This window comes from Leifsonia stereocauli (assembly GCF_038432415.1).
GTDB lineage: Bacteria > Actinomycetota > Actinomycetes > Actinomycetales > Microbacteriaceae > Orlajensenia > Orlajensenia stereocauli.
The window spans coordinates 992,335-1,011,052 of sequence record NZ_JBCAUN010000001.1 but is presented as its reverse complement, the minus strand read 5'-3'; the positions used below and the strand labels follow the sequence as shown (position 1 = coordinate 1,011,052).

Annotated in this window: 21 protein-coding genes; 11 read left to right on the top strand and 10 right to left on the bottom strand. The window is 68.1% G+C overall.

Annotated features, from left to right (window positions below; all coding sequences use genetic code 11):
• The first annotated feature begins 18 nt into the window (after positions 1–18).
• Positions 19–150: a hypothetical protein gene (locus tag AADV74_RS04950; RefSeq protein WP_342112383.1), complete on the top strand. Its 132-nt coding sequence runs from the start codon at positions 19–21 to the stop codon at positions 148–150.
• A gap of 48 nt (positions 151–198) precedes the next feature.
• On the opposite strand, the gene AADV74_RS04945 is transcribed toward AADV74_RS04950, so the two are convergent.
• The gene (locus AADV74_RS04945; RefSeq protein ID WP_342112382.1) at positions 199–741 is read right to left on the bottom strand and encodes a hypothetical protein; all 543 of its coding nucleotides are present in this window, start codon (positions 739–741) and stop codon (positions 199–201) included.
• A 262-nt stretch (positions 742–1,003) separates the two neighbouring features.
• On the opposite strand from AADV74_RS04945, the gene AADV74_RS04940 reads away from it, so the two are divergent.
• The 6 genes from AADV74_RS04940 to AADV74_RS04915 all read left to right on the top strand — a co-directional run bounded on the left by AADV74_RS04940 (position 1,004) and on the right by AADV74_RS04915 (position 5,358).
• Positions 1,004–1,276 carry a hypothetical protein gene (locus AADV74_RS04940; RefSeq protein WP_342112381.1) on the top strand — a complete coding sequence of 91 codons (273 nt, stop codon included), beginning with the start codon at positions 1,004–1,006 and terminating at the stop codon, positions 1,274–1,276.
• A 338-nt stretch (positions 1,277–1,614) separates the two neighbouring features.
• A complete protein-coding gene (locus tag AADV74_RS04935) occupies positions 1,615–1,965 on the top strand; it encodes a DUF7882 family protein (protein WP_342112380.1) in 351 nt (116 codons plus the stop codon).
• A 168-nt stretch (positions 1,966–2,133) separates the two neighbouring features.
• Positions 2,134–2,868, top strand: coding sequence for a GAF and ANTAR domain-containing protein (locus AADV74_RS04930; RefSeq protein WP_342112379.1), 735 nt, complete (start codon positions 2,134–2,136; stop codon positions 2,866–2,868).
• A 17-nt stretch (positions 2,869–2,885) separates the two neighbouring features.
• Positions 2,886–3,599 (top strand): ANTAR domain-containing protein, encoded by a 714-nt coding sequence (locus AADV74_RS04925; protein ID WP_342112378.1) that lies wholly within the window; start codon positions 2,886–2,888, stop codon positions 3,597–3,599.
• Positions 3,600–3,764: 165 nt separating this feature from the next.
• Entirely contained in the window at positions 3,765–4,865 is a 1,101-nt protein-coding gene (locus AADV74_RS04920; protein WP_342112377.1) for a fatty acid desaturase family protein, read from the top strand.
• Positions 4,866–5,010: 145 nt separating this feature from the next.
• Positions 5,011–5,358: a DUF7882 family protein gene (locus AADV74_RS04915; RefSeq protein ID WP_342112376.1), complete on the top strand. Its 348-nt coding sequence runs from the start codon at positions 5,011–5,013 to the stop codon at positions 5,356–5,358.
• A gap of 38 nt (positions 5,359–5,396) precedes the next feature.
• Here the strand turns inward: AADV74_RS04915 and AADV74_RS04910 are convergent, their stop codons facing one another.
• Both AADV74_RS04910 and arr read right to left on the bottom strand, forming a co-directional pair.
• The gene (locus AADV74_RS04910) at positions 5,397–5,675 is read right to left on the bottom strand and encodes a hypothetical protein (protein WP_342112375.1); all 279 of its coding nucleotides are present in this window, start codon (positions 5,673–5,675) and stop codon (positions 5,397–5,399) included.
• A gap of 119 nt (positions 5,676–5,794) precedes the next feature.
• Positions 5,795–6,205, bottom strand: coding sequence for an NAD(+)--rifampin ADP-ribosyltransferase (arr, locus tag AADV74_RS04905; protein ID WP_342112374.1), 411 nt, complete (start codon positions 6,203–6,205; stop codon positions 5,795–5,797).
• Positions 6,206–6,268: 63 nt separating this feature from the next.
• Here arr and AADV74_RS04900 point away from each other — a divergent pair, with 63 nt between their 5' ends.
• Positions 6,269–6,655 (top strand): DUF2255 family protein, encoded by a 387-nt coding sequence (locus tag AADV74_RS04900; RefSeq protein ID WP_342112373.1) that lies wholly within the window; start codon positions 6,269–6,271, stop codon positions 6,653–6,655.
• A gap of 4 nt (positions 6,656–6,659) precedes the next feature.
• Here AADV74_RS04900 and AADV74_RS04895 read toward each other — a convergent pair whose 3' ends face one another.
• From AADV74_RS04895 to AADV74_RS04885, 3 genes are all read right to left on the bottom strand, one after another.
• Positions 6,660–7,976 (bottom strand): FAD-binding oxidoreductase, encoded by a 1,317-nt coding sequence (locus tag AADV74_RS04895; RefSeq protein WP_342113098.1) that lies wholly within the window; start codon positions 7,974–7,976, stop codon positions 6,660–6,662.
• Positions 7,977–8,062: 86 nt separating this feature from the next.
• The gene (locus AADV74_RS04890) at positions 8,063–8,878 is read right to left on the bottom strand and encodes an MBL fold metallo-hydrolase (RefSeq protein WP_342112372.1); all 816 of its coding nucleotides are present in this window, start codon (positions 8,876–8,878) and stop codon (positions 8,063–8,065) included.
• Positions 8,878–9,465, bottom strand: coding sequence for a dihydrofolate reductase family protein (locus tag AADV74_RS04885; protein ID WP_342112371.1), 588 nt, complete (start codon positions 9,463–9,465; stop codon positions 8,878–8,880). The genes AADV74_RS04890 and AADV74_RS04885 overlap by 1 nt, the downstream gene beginning before the upstream one ends.
• Positions 9,466–9,535: 70 nt before the next feature.
• Between AADV74_RS04885 and AADV74_RS04880 the strand changes: the two genes are divergently transcribed.
• The 3 genes from AADV74_RS04880 (at position 9,536) to AADV74_RS04870 (ending at position 11,764) form a co-directional block, all read left to right on the top strand.
• A complete protein-coding gene (locus tag AADV74_RS04880) occupies positions 9,536–10,021 on the top strand; it encodes a winged helix-turn-helix transcriptional regulator (RefSeq protein WP_342112370.1) in 486 nt (161 codons plus the stop codon).
• 160 nt (positions 10,022–10,181) lie between these two features.
• On the top strand, positions 10,182–10,661 hold the full coding sequence (locus tag AADV74_RS04875) for an Lrp/AsnC family transcriptional regulator (protein ID WP_056162858.1): 480 nt from the start codon (positions 10,182–10,184) through the stop codon (positions 10,659–10,661).
• Positions 10,658–11,764, top strand: a complete 1,107-nt coding sequence (locus tag AADV74_RS04870) for a VIT1/CCC1 transporter family protein (protein ID WP_342112369.1) — start codon at positions 10,658–10,660, stop codon at positions 11,762–11,764. The genes AADV74_RS04875 and AADV74_RS04870 overlap by 4 nt, the downstream gene beginning before the upstream one ends.
• Before the next feature lie 112 nt (positions 11,765–11,876).
• Here the strand turns inward: AADV74_RS04870 and AADV74_RS04865 are convergent, their stop codons facing one another.
• The 4 genes from AADV74_RS04865 to AADV74_RS04850 are packed head-to-tail and all read right to left on the bottom strand — an operon-like array spanning position 11,877 to position 18,519.
• On the bottom strand, positions 11,877–12,728 hold the full coding sequence (locus tag AADV74_RS04865) for a DUF3097 domain-containing protein (protein ID WP_425287248.1): 852 nt from the start codon (positions 12,726–12,728) through the stop codon (positions 11,877–11,879).
• A gap of 6 nt (positions 12,729–12,734) precedes the next feature.
• Positions 12,735–16,163 carry an error-prone DNA polymerase gene (locus tag AADV74_RS04860; RefSeq protein WP_342112367.1) on the bottom strand — a complete coding sequence of 1,143 codons (3,429 nt, stop codon included), beginning with the start codon at positions 16,161–16,163 and terminating at the stop codon, positions 12,735–12,737.
• Positions 16,163–17,788 carry a DNA polymerase Y family protein gene (locus AADV74_RS04855; protein ID WP_342112366.1) on the bottom strand — a complete coding sequence of 542 codons (1,626 nt, stop codon included), beginning with the start codon at positions 17,786–17,788 and terminating at the stop codon, positions 16,163–16,165. Before AADV74_RS04855 ends, AADV74_RS04860 begins: the two co-directional genes overlap by 1 nt.
• Positions 17,788–18,519 (bottom strand): hypothetical protein, encoded by a 732-nt coding sequence (locus AADV74_RS04850; RefSeq protein WP_342112365.1) that lies wholly within the window; start codon positions 18,517–18,519, stop codon positions 17,788–17,790. The genes AADV74_RS04855 and AADV74_RS04850 overlap by 1 nt, the downstream gene beginning before the upstream one ends.
• Positions 18,520–18,718 lie beyond the last annotated feature (199 nt).

The following is an 18,718-nucleotide window of genomic DNA, read 5'->3' as shown; positions in this document are numbered from 1 at the left end:
ATCGTTACAGTGGGCGTCATGACACAGCAAGAGCTGCTCTTCGAGGCGCCCATCGGGGTCGATATCAACGGCGAGATCAGTGTGAAGGTGCGTAGACGACTCGGCAAGGAGATGGGCGACGTCGTTCGCGTCTCACTGGCACGCCGGTGAACTTGCCAGCTGACCACGGGCGAGCATCGACCACGCGCAGTCGACTGGTCAGCTGAAGACGCGGTTCAGCCAGCCGGCGACCGGTCGCTGCTGCTCACCCTGCTGTGCGGCGAGCACGATGAGTGCAGCCGTGACTGCCGGCAGCACCCACTGCGCGAAGCGCTGCTTCGTCTGGGCTGCCGCAAGTTCCTTCGAGGTCCGCGCTCCCGGCTCCGTGACGCCTTCAGCATCCTCGTCGGAATGCTTCGCGATCACGCCGCCGAGGACGGCGGAGTAGAGAGTCGCTCCGCATGCCACCCCTGTGAGCACGAACTTGACGGCGGTGTTGACCTGCGTTCCGCTGTCGGCGGCGATGCGCCCCTTGTTGCCGATGATGAGGCCGACGCTGCCGATGCCGTGCACCGCGATGGCTGCGAGCTGTACGGGAGCCCAGCGGCCCCAGCCGATCGAGGAGATCTTCAACTTCTGGCTGGCCGGTTCAGCCTTGGAGGCGGCTCCGTTCAGGCCTACGGCACCCATGAGGGAACCACCGAACCAGGCTGCGAGGCCGATGTCGTGCATGGAACGGACGAGAGTGTTGCGTTGCGACATGGTGTCTCCTGATCGGGAAGCTCCGCGGGTTGACTCGTGCAGAGGTTCCGCAACAGTAGGCAGGCCGGTCCCGCCCGCAAGATGGGCTTGACAGGAGCGAGTTCGCGGCCCCCGGATGCTGCAACGCAGCCGATGTCCTAGGCAGGCATCCGTCAGGAAGTCAACCCCGAAACAGCATCTGGGGGTGCTCTCTAACGTTGCCGAGGCCCAGTCCTGCTGGGCTGAGCGGGAACGGTTCCCGTCCACAGCAGAGGAGTCATCCATGACCAACAACAATTCATCGAACGGCCGGACCGGCGTCTCTCGGGTCTTCACCGAGACGAAGGCCGCCTTCAAGACGACCGAGTTCTGGGTCTTCGTCGTCGTCTCCGTGGCCATTCTGATCGCGGCGGCCGTCACCGACAACGGTGAGGACGGACAGGGCTTCGGCGCTGCTCAGGCATGGTCGTACGTGGCTCTGGTCTCGGTCGGCTACATGATCAGCCGCGGACTCGCGAAAGCCGGCACCAAGGGTCGCGAGCGCGACAACGACTGATTCGACAGACGTGATCGACGGCGCACCCGACTCGGTCGGGTGCGCCGCATCTCGTCGCGGGTGGGGCTGAGGTGAACGCACCCGCTGGTTCGACGCCTGATCATGAGAATCAGCACTCCCGTCCGCACCTGAATGGCGATATCCTGAGATCAGCTGTCGGTTCACCCGCGTCCCAGTGGGAGACCCAGACCTCGTCGAGAACGCGCAGCCCGGTTTGTCTGAGGAGACGACATGGGCACACACATATCGAGCGTCGGAATCCTCCGAGGGAATTCGCGCCACAGGATGTCTCGTCATCTGTCGATCGCACACGCCGGTGACACCGGATGGGCGAGCTGATGGGCTCCCTCATCTACGGCGCCGGGACGACGTACTCACTCGACGACAGGACTCTCGCGCACCTCAGAGTCGCCACGGGCGCACGACTGCGGCGGCACGAATCCTTCTACCTGTCGTGGAGCGTGCCACCTGAGCACGGATCCGGCCGCATCACCATCTGGGTCTCGCCGTCGATTCCGTTGCAGTTCCATTTCGTTTCGTCCCATCCTCTGGCACTCAATCGCACGTGGCTGATGGCCCTCAACGCCTCCGCTGACTCGGACCGAGGGATGACGTTGATGAGTGAAAGCGAGGCGGAGGACTTCATCCGCGACTCGCAGGCGCTCGTGGGAGTCGGCGAACTGCGATGACGTCATCGTCGTGAGCGACAACCGCGCAGGCTCGTCGGACCGCGCCAGTCCGATCGCGGCGTTTCGACGACGCCATCAGGGTGCCCACATCTGCGCACTGTAGTGTCGTCACCACGGCTCCGAGACCCAGCGCCACATCGTTTCGACGACAATGAAGGCGGCTAGTCGATGGAGAGCAATCCTGCGGGCGCCGATTCGCCCGACGCCCCCCATGGCCGCGACTTCGCCGTCGCCGCTGCCAGGCTCACTGCTGCCGTCGGTCCCGACGACGACCTCTGCGCGCCGCTGGTCTGTGCGACCGCGACGTCCGGTGCCGTCATCTCGAGCCTGGGCGAACCACTGGGCACGCAGACGATCTGCGCCAGCAGCGTCATCGCCGAGCGCATCGATGAGATCCAGATCGACCTGGGCGAAGGCCCATGCTGGGAGGCGTTCCGATCGCGGGTACCGGTGATGGAGAACGACGTTCAACACGCGAGCGGGGGCGACTGGCCGACGGCACTCGAGTCGCTGCAGGGACTCGGTATCGGCGCGCTGTACGCGTTCCCCCTGTACGTGGGAGATCTGAGCGTCGGCTCTCTGGACCTGTACTCGATGAAGGCCCGTCGGCTGTCAGCGCCGCAGGTCCACGATGCGACCGCTCTGGCCTCGATCGCCGCGCGTCAGGTGTTGCGCCGCGCCCTCGACGGGCTGGACCTGCCGATGGACGAACCCGTTGCAGGCAGGTACTCCAGGCGAGAGGTGTACCAGGCCTCGGGTATGGTCGCGGCGCAGATGTCCATCTCGGTCGATGACGCCCTCCTCGTCATTCGTGGCCACGCATTCGCCGAGGACCGCACGGTGCGAGAAGTCGCTGCCGAGATCGTCAACCGGAATCTGACATTCGGCTCCGCCGAACGCTGATCGACTTAGGATGAGGCATGAGCACACGAACACGTGAAAGCAAGCTCGTAGACACTTTCGTGACGCTGGCTGACTCCCTTGTCGCTGAATTCGACATCGTCGACCTGCTGCAGGTTCTCGTCGACGAGTGCATCACCCTCTTCGACGTCTCCGCTGCGGGCATCCTCCTCCTCAGTTCCACGCAGGAACTCGAGGTGATCGTCTCCACAAGCGAGCGGAGCGAGTTCATCGGGCTGATGCAACTCCGGGCCGGCGAAGGCCCCTGCGTCGAAGCAGTCACTCGCGGCGAGGTCGTATCCGTCTCGAACCTTCACGACATCATGGATCGCTGGCCGGCTTTCGCTGCGGATGCCGCCCGATCCGGCTTCGCCTCGATGCACGCGATTCCGATGCGTCTCCGCTCGTCGACGATCGGTTCGCTCAACCTGTTCCGTGACGGAGTCGGCGAGCTGAACACCCAGAACGCCGTCGCGGCCCAGGCGCTGGCCGACGTGGCGACGATCAGCATCCTGCAGCATCGCCTCGTCGAAGAGAGCGGAATCGCCCAAGCACAGCTTCAACGCGCCTTGGACAGCCGGGTCATCATCGAACAGGCCAAGGGCTATATCGCCCACACCCAGAACATCGGCATGGATGAGGCGTTCTCCCGTCTGAGGTCCCACGCCCGGTCGAACCAGGCACGACTGGGCGACGTCGCCGCGCGCGTGATCTCCGGCGATCTCCGGATCTGACGCCGGTCAAGGCGATCTGGACGAGCATGCTCCGCGAGTCCCGGCGGACGTTCAGCCATGCCCGAGGTAGGACCCCTACACTCGGGGCAGTTGCCCTGGTCCTCGGCGATGTCGATCCGAACCGTTCCTGCGGTCGGATTCCCGCACTCGCCGAACGGATCACGAATGTCTCTCGCCGCTGCCACGCCCGCTGTCAGGATCACCAGAACGAAACCGGGCGGCGACCGCTCGAACCCCACGACCGAGTACTCGGCGCTCCTGCGGACGGTCCGTGATGCGGGTCTGCTCCGGCGCCGGACCGGTTTCTACGTCGTCACGTTCGCAGCGATCACCGCCGCACTCGTCGCAACGATCGGCGGCTCCATCCTTCTGGGCGACAGCTGGTATCAGTTGGTGGTCGCCGGCATCCTGGGCATCCTCCTCACGCAGTACGCCTTTCTCGCCCACGAAGCCTCCCATCGGCAGGTGTTCGAATCCGGCAGGGCGAACGACATCGCCGGGCGGACCATCGCGAACCTGATCGTCGGAATCAGCTATTCCTGGTGGATGACGAAGCACTCCCGTCACCACGCCAACCCGAACGTGCTGGGCAAGGATCCCGACATCGAGCGTGACGTCATCTCCTTCACGAAGGATGACGCACTGCGCGCCACGGGCTTCTACGGGTGGATGACGCGACGTCAGGGCTACTTCTTCTTCCCTCTCCTCACGCTCGAGGGCATCAACCTCCACGCCCACGGGCTGCGGACGGTCTTCGGCCGGGGCAGGGTCGACAAGCGCTGGGTCGAGGCCTCGATGCTCCTGACGAGGATCGCCGTCTACCTGGCCGTCGTCTTCACCTTCCTCCCGCTCGGAATGGCCTTCGCCTTCATCGGGGTACAACTTGCGGTGTTCGGGGTCTACATGGGCGCATCCTTCGCCCCCAACCACAAGGGAATGCCGATCCTGCCGCAGGACGCGCGGGTGGACTTCCTCCGACGTCAGGTGCTGACATCCCGCAACATCCGGGGAAGCAGGTCCATGGACATCTTCATGGGCGGGCTCAATTACCAGATCGAGCACCATCTCTTCCCGAACATGCCGCGCCCGCACTTGAAGCAGGCTCAACTGCTGGCGAAGGCCTATTGCGAGAGCCACTCGATCCGCTACACCGAGACCGGTCTTCTGGAATCGTACGGAATCGTGGTTCGTCACCTGAACAAGGTCGGCCTCGCGGCCGACGGCGATCCATTCGACTGTCCCGCCGCTGCGGCGTTCGGCCGGTGAAGGCGATGGGCCAGGGCGCAGATCTCTGGCGCAATGTGCCCCGACCGGGTTACAATGTGGATAGCTGTCTATTCACTCGCCGGTCGGCGAGCGACCTAGACCATTGTCGGAATGAGCAGCCCTGATTTCTCTCTGAGGAGATGACATGGGCACCTTCATTTACAACGGCACTCTCACGGTGGACTTCGAGGATCGGCTTCTCGCCCACCTGCAGTTCGTCATCACGAACAAGTTGCGGCGCGACGAGTCATTCTCCTTCAGCTGGACCACGGCCGACGACTCGGGCGGGGGCAGGACCAGCGTGTGGCTGGATCGACGAATCCCGATCGTCTTCGACTTCTCGACGAGCGCACTGCCGGCGTTGAACCGCGAATGGGCCGAGAGCCTCATGAGAACCGCCCATCGTGACGGCCGCTTGCAGATCGTCCCGGAAACGAACGAACGCGTCGCGGTGTCGGAGAAGCGTGGAGCGATTCCGGCCAACCGGACGTGATCGGGCGGGCGAACGGCTGCTGGGCCTGATCGGCCGATTCAGAACGTGTCGAGTGGATCGATCCAGGCTTGCGCCGGCCACGAGTCGTCGCGCTCGCCCGGAATGCTCACGTATTCGTCGATCACCGTGGTCTCCACAGTGAGGGACATGCCGGGCGACACGAGAACGTTCACAGACCGGTCGGGTGTCCGCACGATCTCCACGAAACCGCCGCCGGCTCGCAACTGCCCTGTGATGGATTCCATGATCGCCTGCGCGTCGAGCTCGGACGGGATGGTGTACTCCCGACCGTCGATCTTGATTCTGATGAGCAACATCGTCTCTCCGCTCTCTGTCATCAGTGTGGACGTCGATGACTGGTCGGAGAACGCCCTTGACGAGCTGAAGCTCTCGTGCAGGGCCCCTCGGCGATGGGCTGAAGCTGCGTATCGCCTCGTCAGTTGATGATCTCGCCTCGCTGGTCCGCGCGCAGCACCGCCAGACGGTCTCTCCACGCCTGAAGCTCCTCGGCCGTCAGCCTGGTCCAGTCGGTCACCTCGCCGACGACCCTGAGAGGCGCAGTGCTGCGGTACGACCTGGTGGGGTTGCCGGTGAACTTCTTGTCGGTCACGTTCGGGTCGTCCTCGAACTCTCCGGTCGGCTCGACTGTGTAGACGCGCGGAGCAGCGTCGCCGGGAGCGAGCTCAGCTGCCAGTCCGGCCCCGTTCGGAAGCGCAGTGAAGTAGATGTGGTTCATCACGACCTCCGGTCGATAGTTCGACCTGAAACCGGCCGTGAGGAGATCGCCCTCTCGCAGGTCGGCTTTCGTGCCGTGGAAGAACGGACCCTCGTCCAGCGCGTTGCTCACGCCGCCAGCCTAGAACGGATGCCGCGGTGGCGGAGGCGCTGTCGGCGGGCCAGAATGGCGCTCATGACCGAGAACGCATCTGGCGGAGCGTGGACGTCGGAGGCTCTTCAGTACCTGGTCGGCATCCGCGAGCTGGCCATCGCCGCACCGCGTGCTCACGGGGGCTCCGAGCGGTGGACCCCGATCTGGGTGGTCGTCGTCGATGACGATGTTTTCGTTCGCACCTGGCTTCGTCGGGACACGGGGTGGTACGGACGCGCCGTCGACACGGCGCACGCGTCGATCCGAATCGCTGGGGAGAGCGTCGGAGTGGTCGTCGAGGCGACGGGCGACTCGAATGCCGACGCGATCGATGCGGCGTATCGCGCCAAGTACGGGGATGGCGGCGCTCAATCGATGGTCTCGGCGGAAGCCGCGGCATCCACTCTCCGTCTGACCCGTTCGCCGTGACTCCTCAGCGTGCGGGGATGATGTTCTGGTTCAAGTGGAAGACGTTGCTCGGGTCCCACGCTGCTTTGATGGCACTGAGGCGGGCGAGCTTGGCCGGCGGGTACGCCGCCCGGATGCCGGCACTGCCCTCATCGGTGAGCGCGTTGACGTAGGCGCCACTGGCGAACGGGGCCAACCGGGCCGCCGAAATGCGGGCGCGCTCCATGCGATCGCCGTCCTCGGCAGGGTCCGTCCAGCGCGTGCCAGCAACGTACTCGAAGAGAGTGTCCCGTTGGCTGAAGGCGGTCTCGTCGTCTGGAACGTCGGCGATCGCGCCGCCGTAGGCCTGAAGGCTCGCTCCCACGTCGGGATCGTGTTCGAGGAGCGCGTCGAGGGCGGCGTCGGGCAGCTCGCGGAAGTAGTGCCCCTTCCAGTAACGGCGCTGAGCGTGGCCCCTGATCGTGTCGTCGCGTCGCTGGAGATCGACGTAGGAGAGTTCGTCGCTGCGCCGGGCGAGGGGGCGGCCGAGGGCATCGAGCTCGCGTGCGTACCTGGCGCCCGCATCCATGTCACCGACCCAGACGAATCCGATGGTCGCAATCGCGCCCATCACCGTGGCCGAGAAGGTCGCGGCCCGGGGCGCCCCGGCGTTCAGATCGCGCCAGCGGCGGAGCACCCCAGCAGCGTTCTCGCGGGGGAAGTCGAGCTCGACGCTGAGCGCCTGCGTGCCCACGTCGTGGAGCTCGAACTCGAACGACGTGACTATGCCGAAGTTGCCTCCTCCGCCGCGCAGCGCCCAGTAGAGATCGGCATTCACCTCGCGCGACGCGGCGACAGCGTCGCCGTCGGCCGTGACCACGTCGAAGGAGCGGACGTTGTCGCAGGACAGGCCGTACTGGCGCGCCAGCCACCCCATGCCTCCGCCCAGCGTCAGCCCGCCGACTCCCGTGTGGGAGACGTTCCCCGCCGTGGTGGCGAGTCCGTACTGCTGACCTGCGCGGTCGAGGGCGCCGAGAAGCGTTCCGCCTTGCACCCGAGCCCTTCGACGGACGGGATCCACGCGCACTCCGTCGAGCGGCGTGAGATCGATCATCAGTCCGCCCTCGGGCACGCCCAGCCCGAGCACGCTATGACCCCCGCACCGGATGCCGACCTCGAGGTCGTGCTCGCGCGCAGCACGCACCGCCGCCTGGACGTCGGCAACGCTCGCGCACCTCACGATCACCTGCGGCCGATGATCGACCATCGCGTTCCAGACCGTCCGGACGTCGTCGTAGTCCGAGTCGCCGGGCAGTACGACCCGCCCGTCGAGATTCGCGTCCGCGAGAACCGAGGAGGCCATCAGCACGGCATCCAGTCGCCCGTGTGCACGCAGGCGCGGCCATCGATGAGGTCAGCCGAGGGATTCGTCACGGCTCGTTCCCTTCTCTAGTGTTCACTTCTCCGGGCGAGAGCCTGGAGTTGCCAATCGTGCACGTCGCTCACCCATTCCCAGCCGGGCTGAGCCGCTGGACCGATGCGAGGGTCGCTGGGGGTCCGCCCGTCACGGAGGGCGAGCACGTACGCCCGATCCCGCTCGATGCGCTCGCGCAGGTGATCGCCTCCGCCCACGGAACCGTGTCCGGGGACGACGACATCGACGTCCCCGACCACGCGGTCGAGCATCATCAGGGCGGCCAGATAGTCGTCTATGGGGTTCTCGGCTGCCATGTCGAGCATGGGAACCAGGACGTCGGAGAGCATGTCACCGGCGATCAGCACGCGAGGCTGCTCGACGAGGAGCGCAGCATGTCCCTCGGAGTGCGCTCGGTGCTCGATGATCCGCACATCGGTGCCGTCCCATGGAATCAGCGATGCGCCCGCTGGTACACCAGTGATGAGGCCGAGCATCTCCATCGGAATGTCGTCGGCGAACTCGGGCGGCAAGCCCTCGGCCACGTCGGCCTCCCAGTCCGGAGTCGCCAGAAGGTCGCGAACGGATGCCGCGCAGTCAGCTGTGCCGTACCGCGGCGCGTCGCCGAGCGTGGGGTGCCAGAGAACGTGATCCCAGTGCGGATGCGTCGCGAAGCCGGCAACGACGGGCCTGCCACGATCTCGGAGGTCGGCCGCGAGGGTCGACATCTCGGCACGCGTGATTCCGGGGTCGACGAGCAGTACTCCGGCATCACCCTCCACGGCGACGGCGTTGCTCTGGATGCACTCGCTCTCGTGCACCAGCACGCCTTCGGCGACCTGCTTCAGCATCAGCGAGCCCCGCCGTCATAGCGGATGGCGTACCGGTGCAGCGTGACGCCCGACTCGAACGAGAGCTGCTCGAGCAGGTCGAGTTCGATCGGGACGTCGTAGTCATCGAAGAGCGGCCTGCCGAAACCCAGGATCGTGGGGTGCGTGGCGAGCAGCAGCTCGTCGAGCAGCCTCGCCTTCAGGAGCTGCGTCGCCAGGTCGGCGCCGCCGACTCCGATCGCGCCATCGGTCTCGGCACAGATCGCGGCGAGCTGCGCGATCGCATCGTCGCCGATGACTCGCGTGTTGTGATCCGCCTCGTGCCGGGTGCGGGAGACGAGCACCTTGGGCTTGGTCGTCCAGATCTCGCCGTACTCGCGGAGGAAGTCGGGCAGGGACTCATCGGCGTGAGCCTGCGGCCAGAACTCCTCCATGGTCTCGTAGTGGATCCGTCCGTGCACGAGGAGCGCGAGCTGCTCGGTTCGGGCATTCAGCTCCCGGTGGAGGGCCTCGCCGATGCGCAGCCACTCGCCTGCACCATTGTCACCGGGAACCTGTTCGATCCGCAGGTCGAGGGAGACGTTCATGCCGTAGATGAAGCGGCCCATCGGTTCCTCCAATAGTGATTGCGATTTGCAACCACTATAGTGATGGGCACATGACTGTCAAGGAGGAATCGTGGAACCACGATCCGGGTGTCCGATCAACGCCGCCGTCGAAGTACTCGGCGATCGCTGGTCGCTGATCGTGCTGCGCGACGTCATCTTCGGGGACCGCCGATACTTCCGTGCGCTGCTCACCGGGTCGATCGAGGGCATCGCCTCGAACATCCTCGCCGACCGCCTCAAGCGGCTCATCGACGCCGGGATCCTCACGCGCGGCACGGCCGCCAGGGGTCAGCGCGCTCGCTTCAGCCTGACCGAGGCCGGCATCCAGACCGTGCCGATCATCTACGCCCTGGGGAACTGGGGCCTCGACTGGCGTGCCGGAGATGACCAGCTCCGGGCCCGCCAACACCTCATGCGCGACGGGGGACCTGCGTTCGTCGAGGAACTCATGGACGAACTGCGCGTGCGCCACCTCGATGCAGCGCCGCGCGAGACCGCCGGCCCGGGGCCCCTCGAACGTTTGAGCATCGCCTATGCCGAGGCATCCGACTCCTGACCTCGCGACGGACCGATGATCCGTGCGTGAGGTTCGGCGCCTGAAGATTCTGGTTACAGCTCTGTTTCGGTCTGCGCCGAGGGGTGGGATCGGCATCGCAGATGATTCCACCCCGCTTAGGGTTGTTGCAGCATCTTCACGACGCGAAAGGCTGTTCGACATGGATTCGAAGAAAACCGACCTCGATCGCATCGACCGTGGCCTGCTGCGAGCCCTGTCGGTGAATGCCCGGGCATCCGGATCCATGCTCGCCGCCGAGGTCGGAGTCGCCGAGTCGACGGTGTCGCTACGGCTCCGTCGCCTGCAGGCGCTCGGGCACATCCGCGGCTATCACGCGAACATCGACCTCGCCACTCTCGGAGCATCGCTGCAGGCCCTCATCGCTGTTCGACTCGCCAAGCACGCGCGCGACGAGATCGACTCCTTCAGGGCCGCGGCCCCTCACCTGCCCGGTGTCATCAGCCTGTACCACATGGCCGGCGCCGACGACTATCTGCTCCACGTCGCCGCTCATGACGCGAACGAACTGCGCGACTTCGTGCTGACGCACCTCACCGGCCACCCGGCGGTCGCCCACACCGAGACCAACCTCATCTTCGAGCACGCTGACGGCGACGGCTGGCAGGAGCTGCTCAAGTGACGGCGCCAGAACGCTCGGGTGCCTCAGCGCCCGAGCGCGGCAAGAAGGAGCTCAGACGCTGGCGGCAGTACCTCGCCAACGAACGCGCCGAGGCCGCCGTCTACCGTGAGCTCGCACAGCGACGCACCGGCGAGGAGCGCGCCATCCTGCTCGCCCTGGCCGACGCCGAAGGTCGCCACGAGGCGCACTGGGCGGATCTGCTGGGAACGGATGCGGGCAAGCCCGTCGCCGCCGATGCGCGCACCCGCTTCCTGGCCGTTCTCGCACGTCGCTTCGGCTCCGTGTTCGTGCTCGCACTCGCGCAGCGCGCCGAAGGGCGCTCCCCGTACGACTCAGACCCTCACGCCACCGCAGCGATGGCTGCCGACGAGCGCATCCACGGCGAGGTCGTGCGCGGGCTCGCCGCCCGCGGTCGCAAGCGACTCTCGGGTACCTTCCGCGCGGCGGTGTTCGGCGCCAACGACGGACTCGTGAGCAATCTGGCACTGGTTCTCGGCATCGCCGCCACCGGCGTCTCGACGGGATTCGTGCTGTTCAGCGGCATCGCGGGTCTCCTCGCCGGAGCCCTCTCGATGGGGGCGGGCGAATACGTCTCGGTGAGGTCGCAGCGTGAACTGCTCGAGGCCTCCACTCCCGACCCCGACGCCCAGGGCGTGCTTCCGGACCTCGATGTCAACGCGAACGAGCTCGCCCTGGTCTACCGCGCCCGCGGCATGACCGAGGAGCGGGCCATCGTGCACGCCACGCAGGTGCTGGCCGCGATGCACGCCTCAGAGGCGGCTCCGGCGACGGGCCCGCTCGGCACCGCCGACGACTACGAGTCCATCGGCACCGGGCTCGCCGCCGCAGCGTCGAGCTTCTGCTTCTTCGCCTCAGGCGCACTCATCCCGATCCTTCCGTTCCTCTTCGGAATGGAAGGGCTGCCGGCGATCATCGTCTCCTCCGTGCTGGTGGGCATCGCGTTGCTCATCACCGGCGCCGTCGTCGGCCTGCTGTCGGGCGCGCCGCCCCTGAAGCGCGCGCTGCGCCAGCTCGCGATCGGCTTCGGAGCAGCTGCGGTCACCTACGTGCTGGGCCTCGCATTCGGCGGCGCCGTCGCCTGAGCGGCTCTGTGCGCGCTTCGGGCGGTCGCTGCGCTCGGCCCTCAGCGAGCGTGACGGATCCGTTCGCTGAGGCCCCGACGAAGCCCGCGGCCGAAGCGTCCCGGCGGGTGCGCTACAGCCGCGTCGGCGCCGTCACGAAGTCGATGAGCTGTTCCACCCGGCCGAGCAGCGCCGGTTCGAGGTCGGCATAGCTGCGCACCTGCCCGAGAATCCTCTGCCAGGCCCGCGCGATGTCGGCCTGCTCGTCGTGGGGCCATCCGAGTGCCTGGCAGATGCCGTGCTTCCACTCGATGGACCGAGGTATCTGCGGCCAGGCCTCGAGCCCGACCCTGGCCGGCTTCACGGCGGCCCAGATGTCGATGTACGGATGCCCCACCACGAGCACGTTCCGTCCGTGCGGTCCGCGCTGCACGGCCTCGGCGATGCGGCTCTCCTTGGAGCCGGCGACCAGGTGGTCGACGAGCACGCCGATGCGGCGGTCGGGGGTGGGCGAGAAGTCGCGCACGATGGCGTCGAGGTCGTCGACTCCCTCGAGGTACTCCACCACGACGCCCTCGACGCGCAGGTCGGCGCCCCAGACCTTCTCCACGAGTTCGGCGTCGTGTCGGCCCTCGACGAAGATCCGGCTCGGAAGCGCCACGCGCGCCGGGGTGTTCGCGACGGCGAAGGATCCGGATGCCGTGCGCATGCGCCCTGCCGGCTGCGTGGCCTTCGGCACCACGAGCACGACGGGTTCGCCGTCGAGGAGGAAGCCGGGGCCGAGCGGGAACAGCCTGTGCTTGCCGAAGCGGTCCTCGAGGGTGACGATGCCCTTCTCGAGGCCGACGACAGCGCCGCAGAAGCCCGTGGCCACCTCCTCGATCACGAGGTCGCGCACCGCCTCCTGCTCGGGGATGACCTTGCGTCCTGCTGCCCGCCAGTCGCCGGCGAGCACGTCCTGGCTGTATCGATCTGGAGTCACCATCCGACGCTAACGGAAGTCGCGCGAGCGGCCGTGCACCGCGACGGCGAGTGGCTCGAACTTGTCGGCGACCAGATTGATCACGCCTTCCTCGCTGCGCTCCAGGATGCCGCGGATGACCATGGCCGGCGCCTCGCGGGCGATGCGCCGGTACCGGGTCCAGACGCCGACTCCGGCGATGACGTTGAGGGTGCCCGTCTCGTCCTCGATGTTCATGAAGGTGATGCCGCCGGCCGTCGCCGGGCGCTGGCGGTGCGTGACGACGCCTCCCACCTCGATGCGCCGGCCGGATTCTGCCGTGCGCAGGGTATCTATGGCGCGGGCGCCCCGGGCGGAGAGCGCATCGCGCACGTGCCTGATGGGGTGGTCGTCGGGGGAGATGCCCGTGGACCACAGGTCGTAGACCACCTGCTCCACCTCGCTCAGCATCGGCAGCAGCGGAGGCTGCACCACCACGACGGAGCCCTCGAGGAAGCTCGCGCGATCCTGAGCGGCATCCCCGGCGCTCCACAGCGCCTCACGACGCTCTAGTCCGAGCCCGCTGAACGCACCGGCGGCGGCGAGGGCCTCGAGCTGCTCGGTGTTCAGCCCGATGCGCCGCGACAGGTCGGCCATGCTCCGATACGGCCCGTACGTCTCGCGCTCGGCCACGATGCGCTCGGCCAGCGCGAGGCCGATGCCGCCGACCTCCGCGAGCCCGAGGCGCACGGCGAAGGCGCCGTCGCGACGGTGGGCCTCCGACTCGTCGGGTCCGCTCCGATCGAAGGTGCCGACAGGCGGCTGCGAGGAGGCGATGCAGGAGTCGCGGCCCGTGGGCCCGGGCGGCGCGGAAGGAGCCGCATCCGTCGCCGAAGAAGGAGACAGAGGCTCCAGCACCGCATTGGCCCCCGAGAGCAGGATGTCTGGGCGGCGCACCTCGACGCCGTGCCGCCTGGCATCGGCCGTGAGGGTCTGCGGAGAGTAGAAGCCCATGGGCTGGGCGCGCAGCAGCGAAGCGAGGAAGGCGGCCGGGTAGTGCAGCTTGAACCACGAGCTGGCGTAGACCAGCAGGCCGAAGCTGATGGAGTGGCTCTCGGCGAAGCCGAAGTTGGCGAAGGCCTCGATCTTCTTGTAGATGACGTCGGCCGTCTCCTCGTCGATGCCGTTCTCGGCCATGCCCCTGTAGAGCGTGGCCTTCAGCGTCGAGATCTTCTCGATGCCCCGTTTCGACCCCATGGCACGCCGCAGCCTGTCGGCGTCTTCAGCCGTGCATCCGCCCACCGCCATCGCCATCTGCATGAGCTGCTCCTGGAAGAGCGGAACGCCGAGGGTGCGTTCGAGGACGGGTTCGAGCTTCGGATGCAGGTACGTCACCTTCTCCTCGCCGGTCCGGCGCCGGATGTACGGATGCACGGCCCCGCCCTGCACCGGACCCGGACGGATGAGCGCGATCTCCACGACGAGGTCGTAGAAGCAGCGCGGCAGCAGCCGGGGGAGAGTGCCCATCTGGGCGCGGCTCTCCACCTGGAACACGCCGATGGAGTCGGCGCGGCAGAGCATGTCGTAGACGGCCGGCTCCTCCTTCGGGATCGTCGCCAGCGTCCACTCCTCTCCGATCACGTCGCGGGCGATGTCGAAGGTGTACTGCAGGGCGGCGAGCATGCCGAGGCCGAGCAGGTCGAACTTCACCAGCCCCATCCAGGCGCAGTCGTCCTTGTCCCACTGCAGCACCGTGCGGTTCTCCTTGCGGGCGTGCTCGATGGGGCACACCTCGCCGACGGGCCGATCGGTGAGCACCATGCCGCCCGAGTGGATGCCGAGGTGCCGCGGGAACGTGAGCACCTGGCCGGCCAGCTCGATGACCGACTCGGGGATGTCGTGGTCGCCGCTGGTGATCTCGGCGCCCCAGCGCTCCACCTGCTTCGACCAGGCGTCCTGCTGCCCGCCGCTGAACCCCAGCGCCTTCGCCATGTCGCGAACGGCGGCCTTGGGGCGGTAGCTGATCACGTTGGCGACCTGGGCCGCGTTCAGCCGCCCGTACTTGCGGTAGACGTACTGGATGACCTCCTCACGACGATCTGAATCGAAGTCGACGTCGATGTCGGGCTCCTCCTCGCGCAGGCTCGAGAGGAATCTCTCGAACGGCAGCCCGTAGAAGATCGAGTCGACGGCCGTGATGTCGAGGGTGAAGCACACGGCGGAGTTCGCGGCCGATCCGCGCCCCTGGCACAGGATGCCGAGCCGACGGGCCTCCTGCACGATGTCGTGCACGATGAGGAAGTAGCCGGGGAAGTCCTTCAGCTCGATCACGTCGAGCTCCTTCTGCAGGCGGTCGCGCACGCTCGCCGGAATGCCCGGGTACTTCTCGGCCGCCCCGCGCCAGACCAGCTCGCGCAGCCAGCTCATGGGGGTGTGACCATCGGGCACCTCCTGCTTCGGCAACCGCGGCCGAGCGCTCCGCAGGGTGAAGGCCAGCTCGTCGGCGTACTGCACTGTGCGCTCGACGGCGCCGGGGAACCGGGCGAAGCGCACGGCCATCTCGGCGCCGCTGCGCAGGTGCGCGCCATCCGCCGCCGGCAGCCAGCCGTCCATCTCGTCGAGGCTGCGCCTGGCGCGCACCGCGGCGAGGGCACTCGCCAGCCGATGCTCCGAGGGGGTCGCGTAGTGCACGGCATTCGTCGCCACCACGGGCAGGCCTGCGGATGCCGCGAGCCGAGCGAGCTCGTCGTTGATGGAGCTGTCTTCAGGGTGGCCGTGGTCGAACACCTCCACCGCCACGTTGTCGTGGCCGAACAGGTCGACCAGCCTGGCGAGTTCAGCGGCCGCCGCCTCGGGGCCGCTCGCGGCGAGGGCCTGGCGCACGAGTCCCTTGCGGCATCCGGTGAGCACCAGCCAATGGCCATCGGCCTGCTCGGCCAACTGCTCGAGGTCGTAGCTCGGCCTGCCCTTCTCGGCGCCGGCGAGCTGCGCGGTGGTGATGGCTCCGGCGAGGCGGTGGTAGCCCTCCTCGCGTCGGGCGAGCACCAGCAGATGGCTGCCCTCGGGGTCGGCGATTCCGTTCTGCGGCATGGTGAGGTCGAGCGAGAGCTCGGCTCCGAAGATGGTCTTGACCTCGGGGTGGCTCTCGGCGGTCTCGGCGAGGCGCACCACGCCGTAGAGGCCGTCGTGGTCGGTGATGCCGATGCCCACGAGCCCCAGCCGCTTGGCCTCCTCGAGCAGCTGCTCGGGTGGGCTCGCGCCGTCGAGGAAGCTGAAGGTGGAGTGCACGTGCAGCTCGGCGTATGGCACGACCGGCTCGACGCTGGCCGGCTCGAGCGGCCGCGGCCGGTACGGCTGGCGTTTGTGCGACCAGGCGGGGCTGTCGCCGCCGTCGCCGGCGACGGGCGCTCCGGGCCGCCTGCTGGCGGAGAGGGTGCGCTCGAGTTCCGACCACGGGATCGGGGGATTGTTGAAGCCCATCAGTCGTACCGCGCCTCGGCCTGCCAGCTGCCACCGTCGAGCATCACGAGCCAGGCGTCGCCGACGTCGTCGACGAGCTGCATCCGGTGCACCCGACGGCTGGCCGCTGCATCCCACCAGCGCTCGACGACGGGCCAGGGCCCTGCCCACGCGACGACCCTGTTCAGCTCACCCGGACTGCGCCTGTCGCCGGGGCGTGCCGTGGCCGAGAAGGAGTGCGGGGCGCCGGTGAGCATGCCGCGCTCGTCGACGGCCACGGGTTCGCCTGCCTCGGTCAGCACGCTCACCGGATGCAGCTCGCGGAACACCGTCGACGGTGCGAGTTCCGGCAGGCTGCCCGGCCAGGGTCGCTCGGCCGAGCGCACGCGCTCGTCGGGAGCTCGATCGCCCCACGGCACCAGGATCTGGCGCTCGGCGAGCAGCCTGCCGCCCCCGATGACGGCCGTGACGACGCCCTCGTGGCCGAGCATGCTCTGCACCCTGGTGAGGCCGTGGTGCACGCGCTCATCTGGGCCGGAGCCCCAGAGCCCCTCCTCGTGATTGCCCGTCCCGTCGACCCGCTCCGGGCGCACGCGCACGCTCGCGATGGCCGAGTTGAGCCCGCTGTCGACGGATCCGCCGCCCTGCAACTGCCAGCGCACCCTGTCGACGACGTCGGAGGCGCTGAACCAGCGCGGGTGCAGCCAGCTGCGCTCGGACAGCTCGCCGGACTCGGCGCGCACCTCGATGCGCACGCCGGTGCAGACCAGCTTCGCCTGCGTGAGGGTGTCGATGAAGGTGTCGACGGCTGCCCGCACGCCGAAGGTGACCTGGTCGATGCGGTCGAGGGGCGGTTCGAACTCGATGACGGCGTCGAAGTCGCGCGGCGGGGTGCGGGCGACGACGACCCGACCGTCGTAACCCCCGGCGATGGAGTGGGCGTGGGCGCCGATGGCCCCGAAGCGGCGCTGCACGTCGACGGCCGGCAGCGCGGCGAAGTCGCCGAGCCTGTGCACGCCGAGCCGGCGCAGCAACACGGCGAGCCTGTCGTCGACGAGGATGCCGACGGGGAAGTCGGCGAGGAAGGCCGCTGTGCCGCCGGCGTCGACGAGCCGCAGCCGTTCCTGGCCGCTGTGGCGCGCAGCCTGCTCGGCCGCGAACGGGCCGTCGGCGACGCCCACCCTGGCATCGGCGAGTCCGGCCTCGGCGAGGGCGGTGAGCAGCGCCGCCCCCGTGCGCTCCTCGCCGCCGTAGTAGCGCGCCGGGCCGCGGGCCCTGATGGCGGCGGTGCCCGGGCGGATGAGCTGCACGCCGGGTGTCGCCTGCTCGAGGCGGGCGAGCACGGGCTCGAACGACCTGGCGTCGTGCAGTGGATCGTAGGGCAGCACGGTGAGGCCTGTGCAGCGCGCCTGCGCCTCGCGCACCTTGAGGCCTCGCATCACCCCGTCGCTGCGGGCGGCGGCCGAGCTGGCGTAGACCAGCCCGTGCTCGATGAGGGCGACGGGCGCATCGGGCGCGATCCCGCCGGCACGCATGGCCGCGGTCACAGGCCAGTCGGGCAGCCACACCACGATGGTGCGACCGAGTGCCGCGGTGGTTCCGGATGCCGCTCCACCAGCGCGCACCGACACCGCTGCCGCGCCCATCAGGCCGTCACCGCCTGCAGCAGCGGAGCGGCATCCTGCAGCTCCACCGTGCTGAACTGCTGGCGACCATCGGGCAGCCAGAGACGCACGCTGCGCGGCCTGTCATAGCCGAGTCGCCCGATGGCGGTGACTGTGGCCTCGCGGGCCCCGAGGAGTCCGTGCCCGTCGCCGAGGCCGGTCCACGAGCTGCTGCTGATGCTCAGGCGCGCCTCTGCCTGAGGCCACGGTCCGAGAACGACGAGGGCGGCACCGCGTTGCCGCAGCCGGGCCCCGAGGCGGGCCACGTCGGTGTCGCTCGCCCGCGCCGGCGGGCGCAGCACGACGACCGTGAGCACGTCGACGAGTGCAGCCGTCGCTGTGAGCCAGTGCTCCCCGGGATCGGGAACGAGCACCAGTCGTTCGAGGTCGACCCCGAACCGGGCTGCGGCCTCCGCCCCGAAGTCGGGAACCCCCACGACGCCGCACCAGGCGCCGCTGGCAGACGGGCCGGCGAGCAGGGCCATCGCCAGGGTCAGCGACCCGTCGACCGAGTACGCGGATCCCTGACGCAACGCACCGCTGGGCAGCACGGCGGCCATGGCCGCGGAGGTGGGCAGTGCCGGGCTCTCGAGCTTGGTCGCCTGCATGCCCCGGATGCGCGCCTGGAGCTCCTGCACGCGCGACAGGGCGTCCTCAGCCCGATCGATGTCAGGGGCGGAGGCGACACTGGGGGAGTACGGAGCAGCGGCCACGAGCACCTCTCTAGTTTCGAACACATCTTCGAACTAGTCAATCTCTGCCCACCGACATCCGCTCCACGGAGACAGCCAGCCGGGGATGGCCCCGATGCCTCGAGCGGCGAGCGCGGCGTAGGGTCGCCGCATCACGACACCGCACCATCGTGTCGTCAGGCCTCAGGCCGCACCCCACCCGAAAACACCCTGCCGCGAA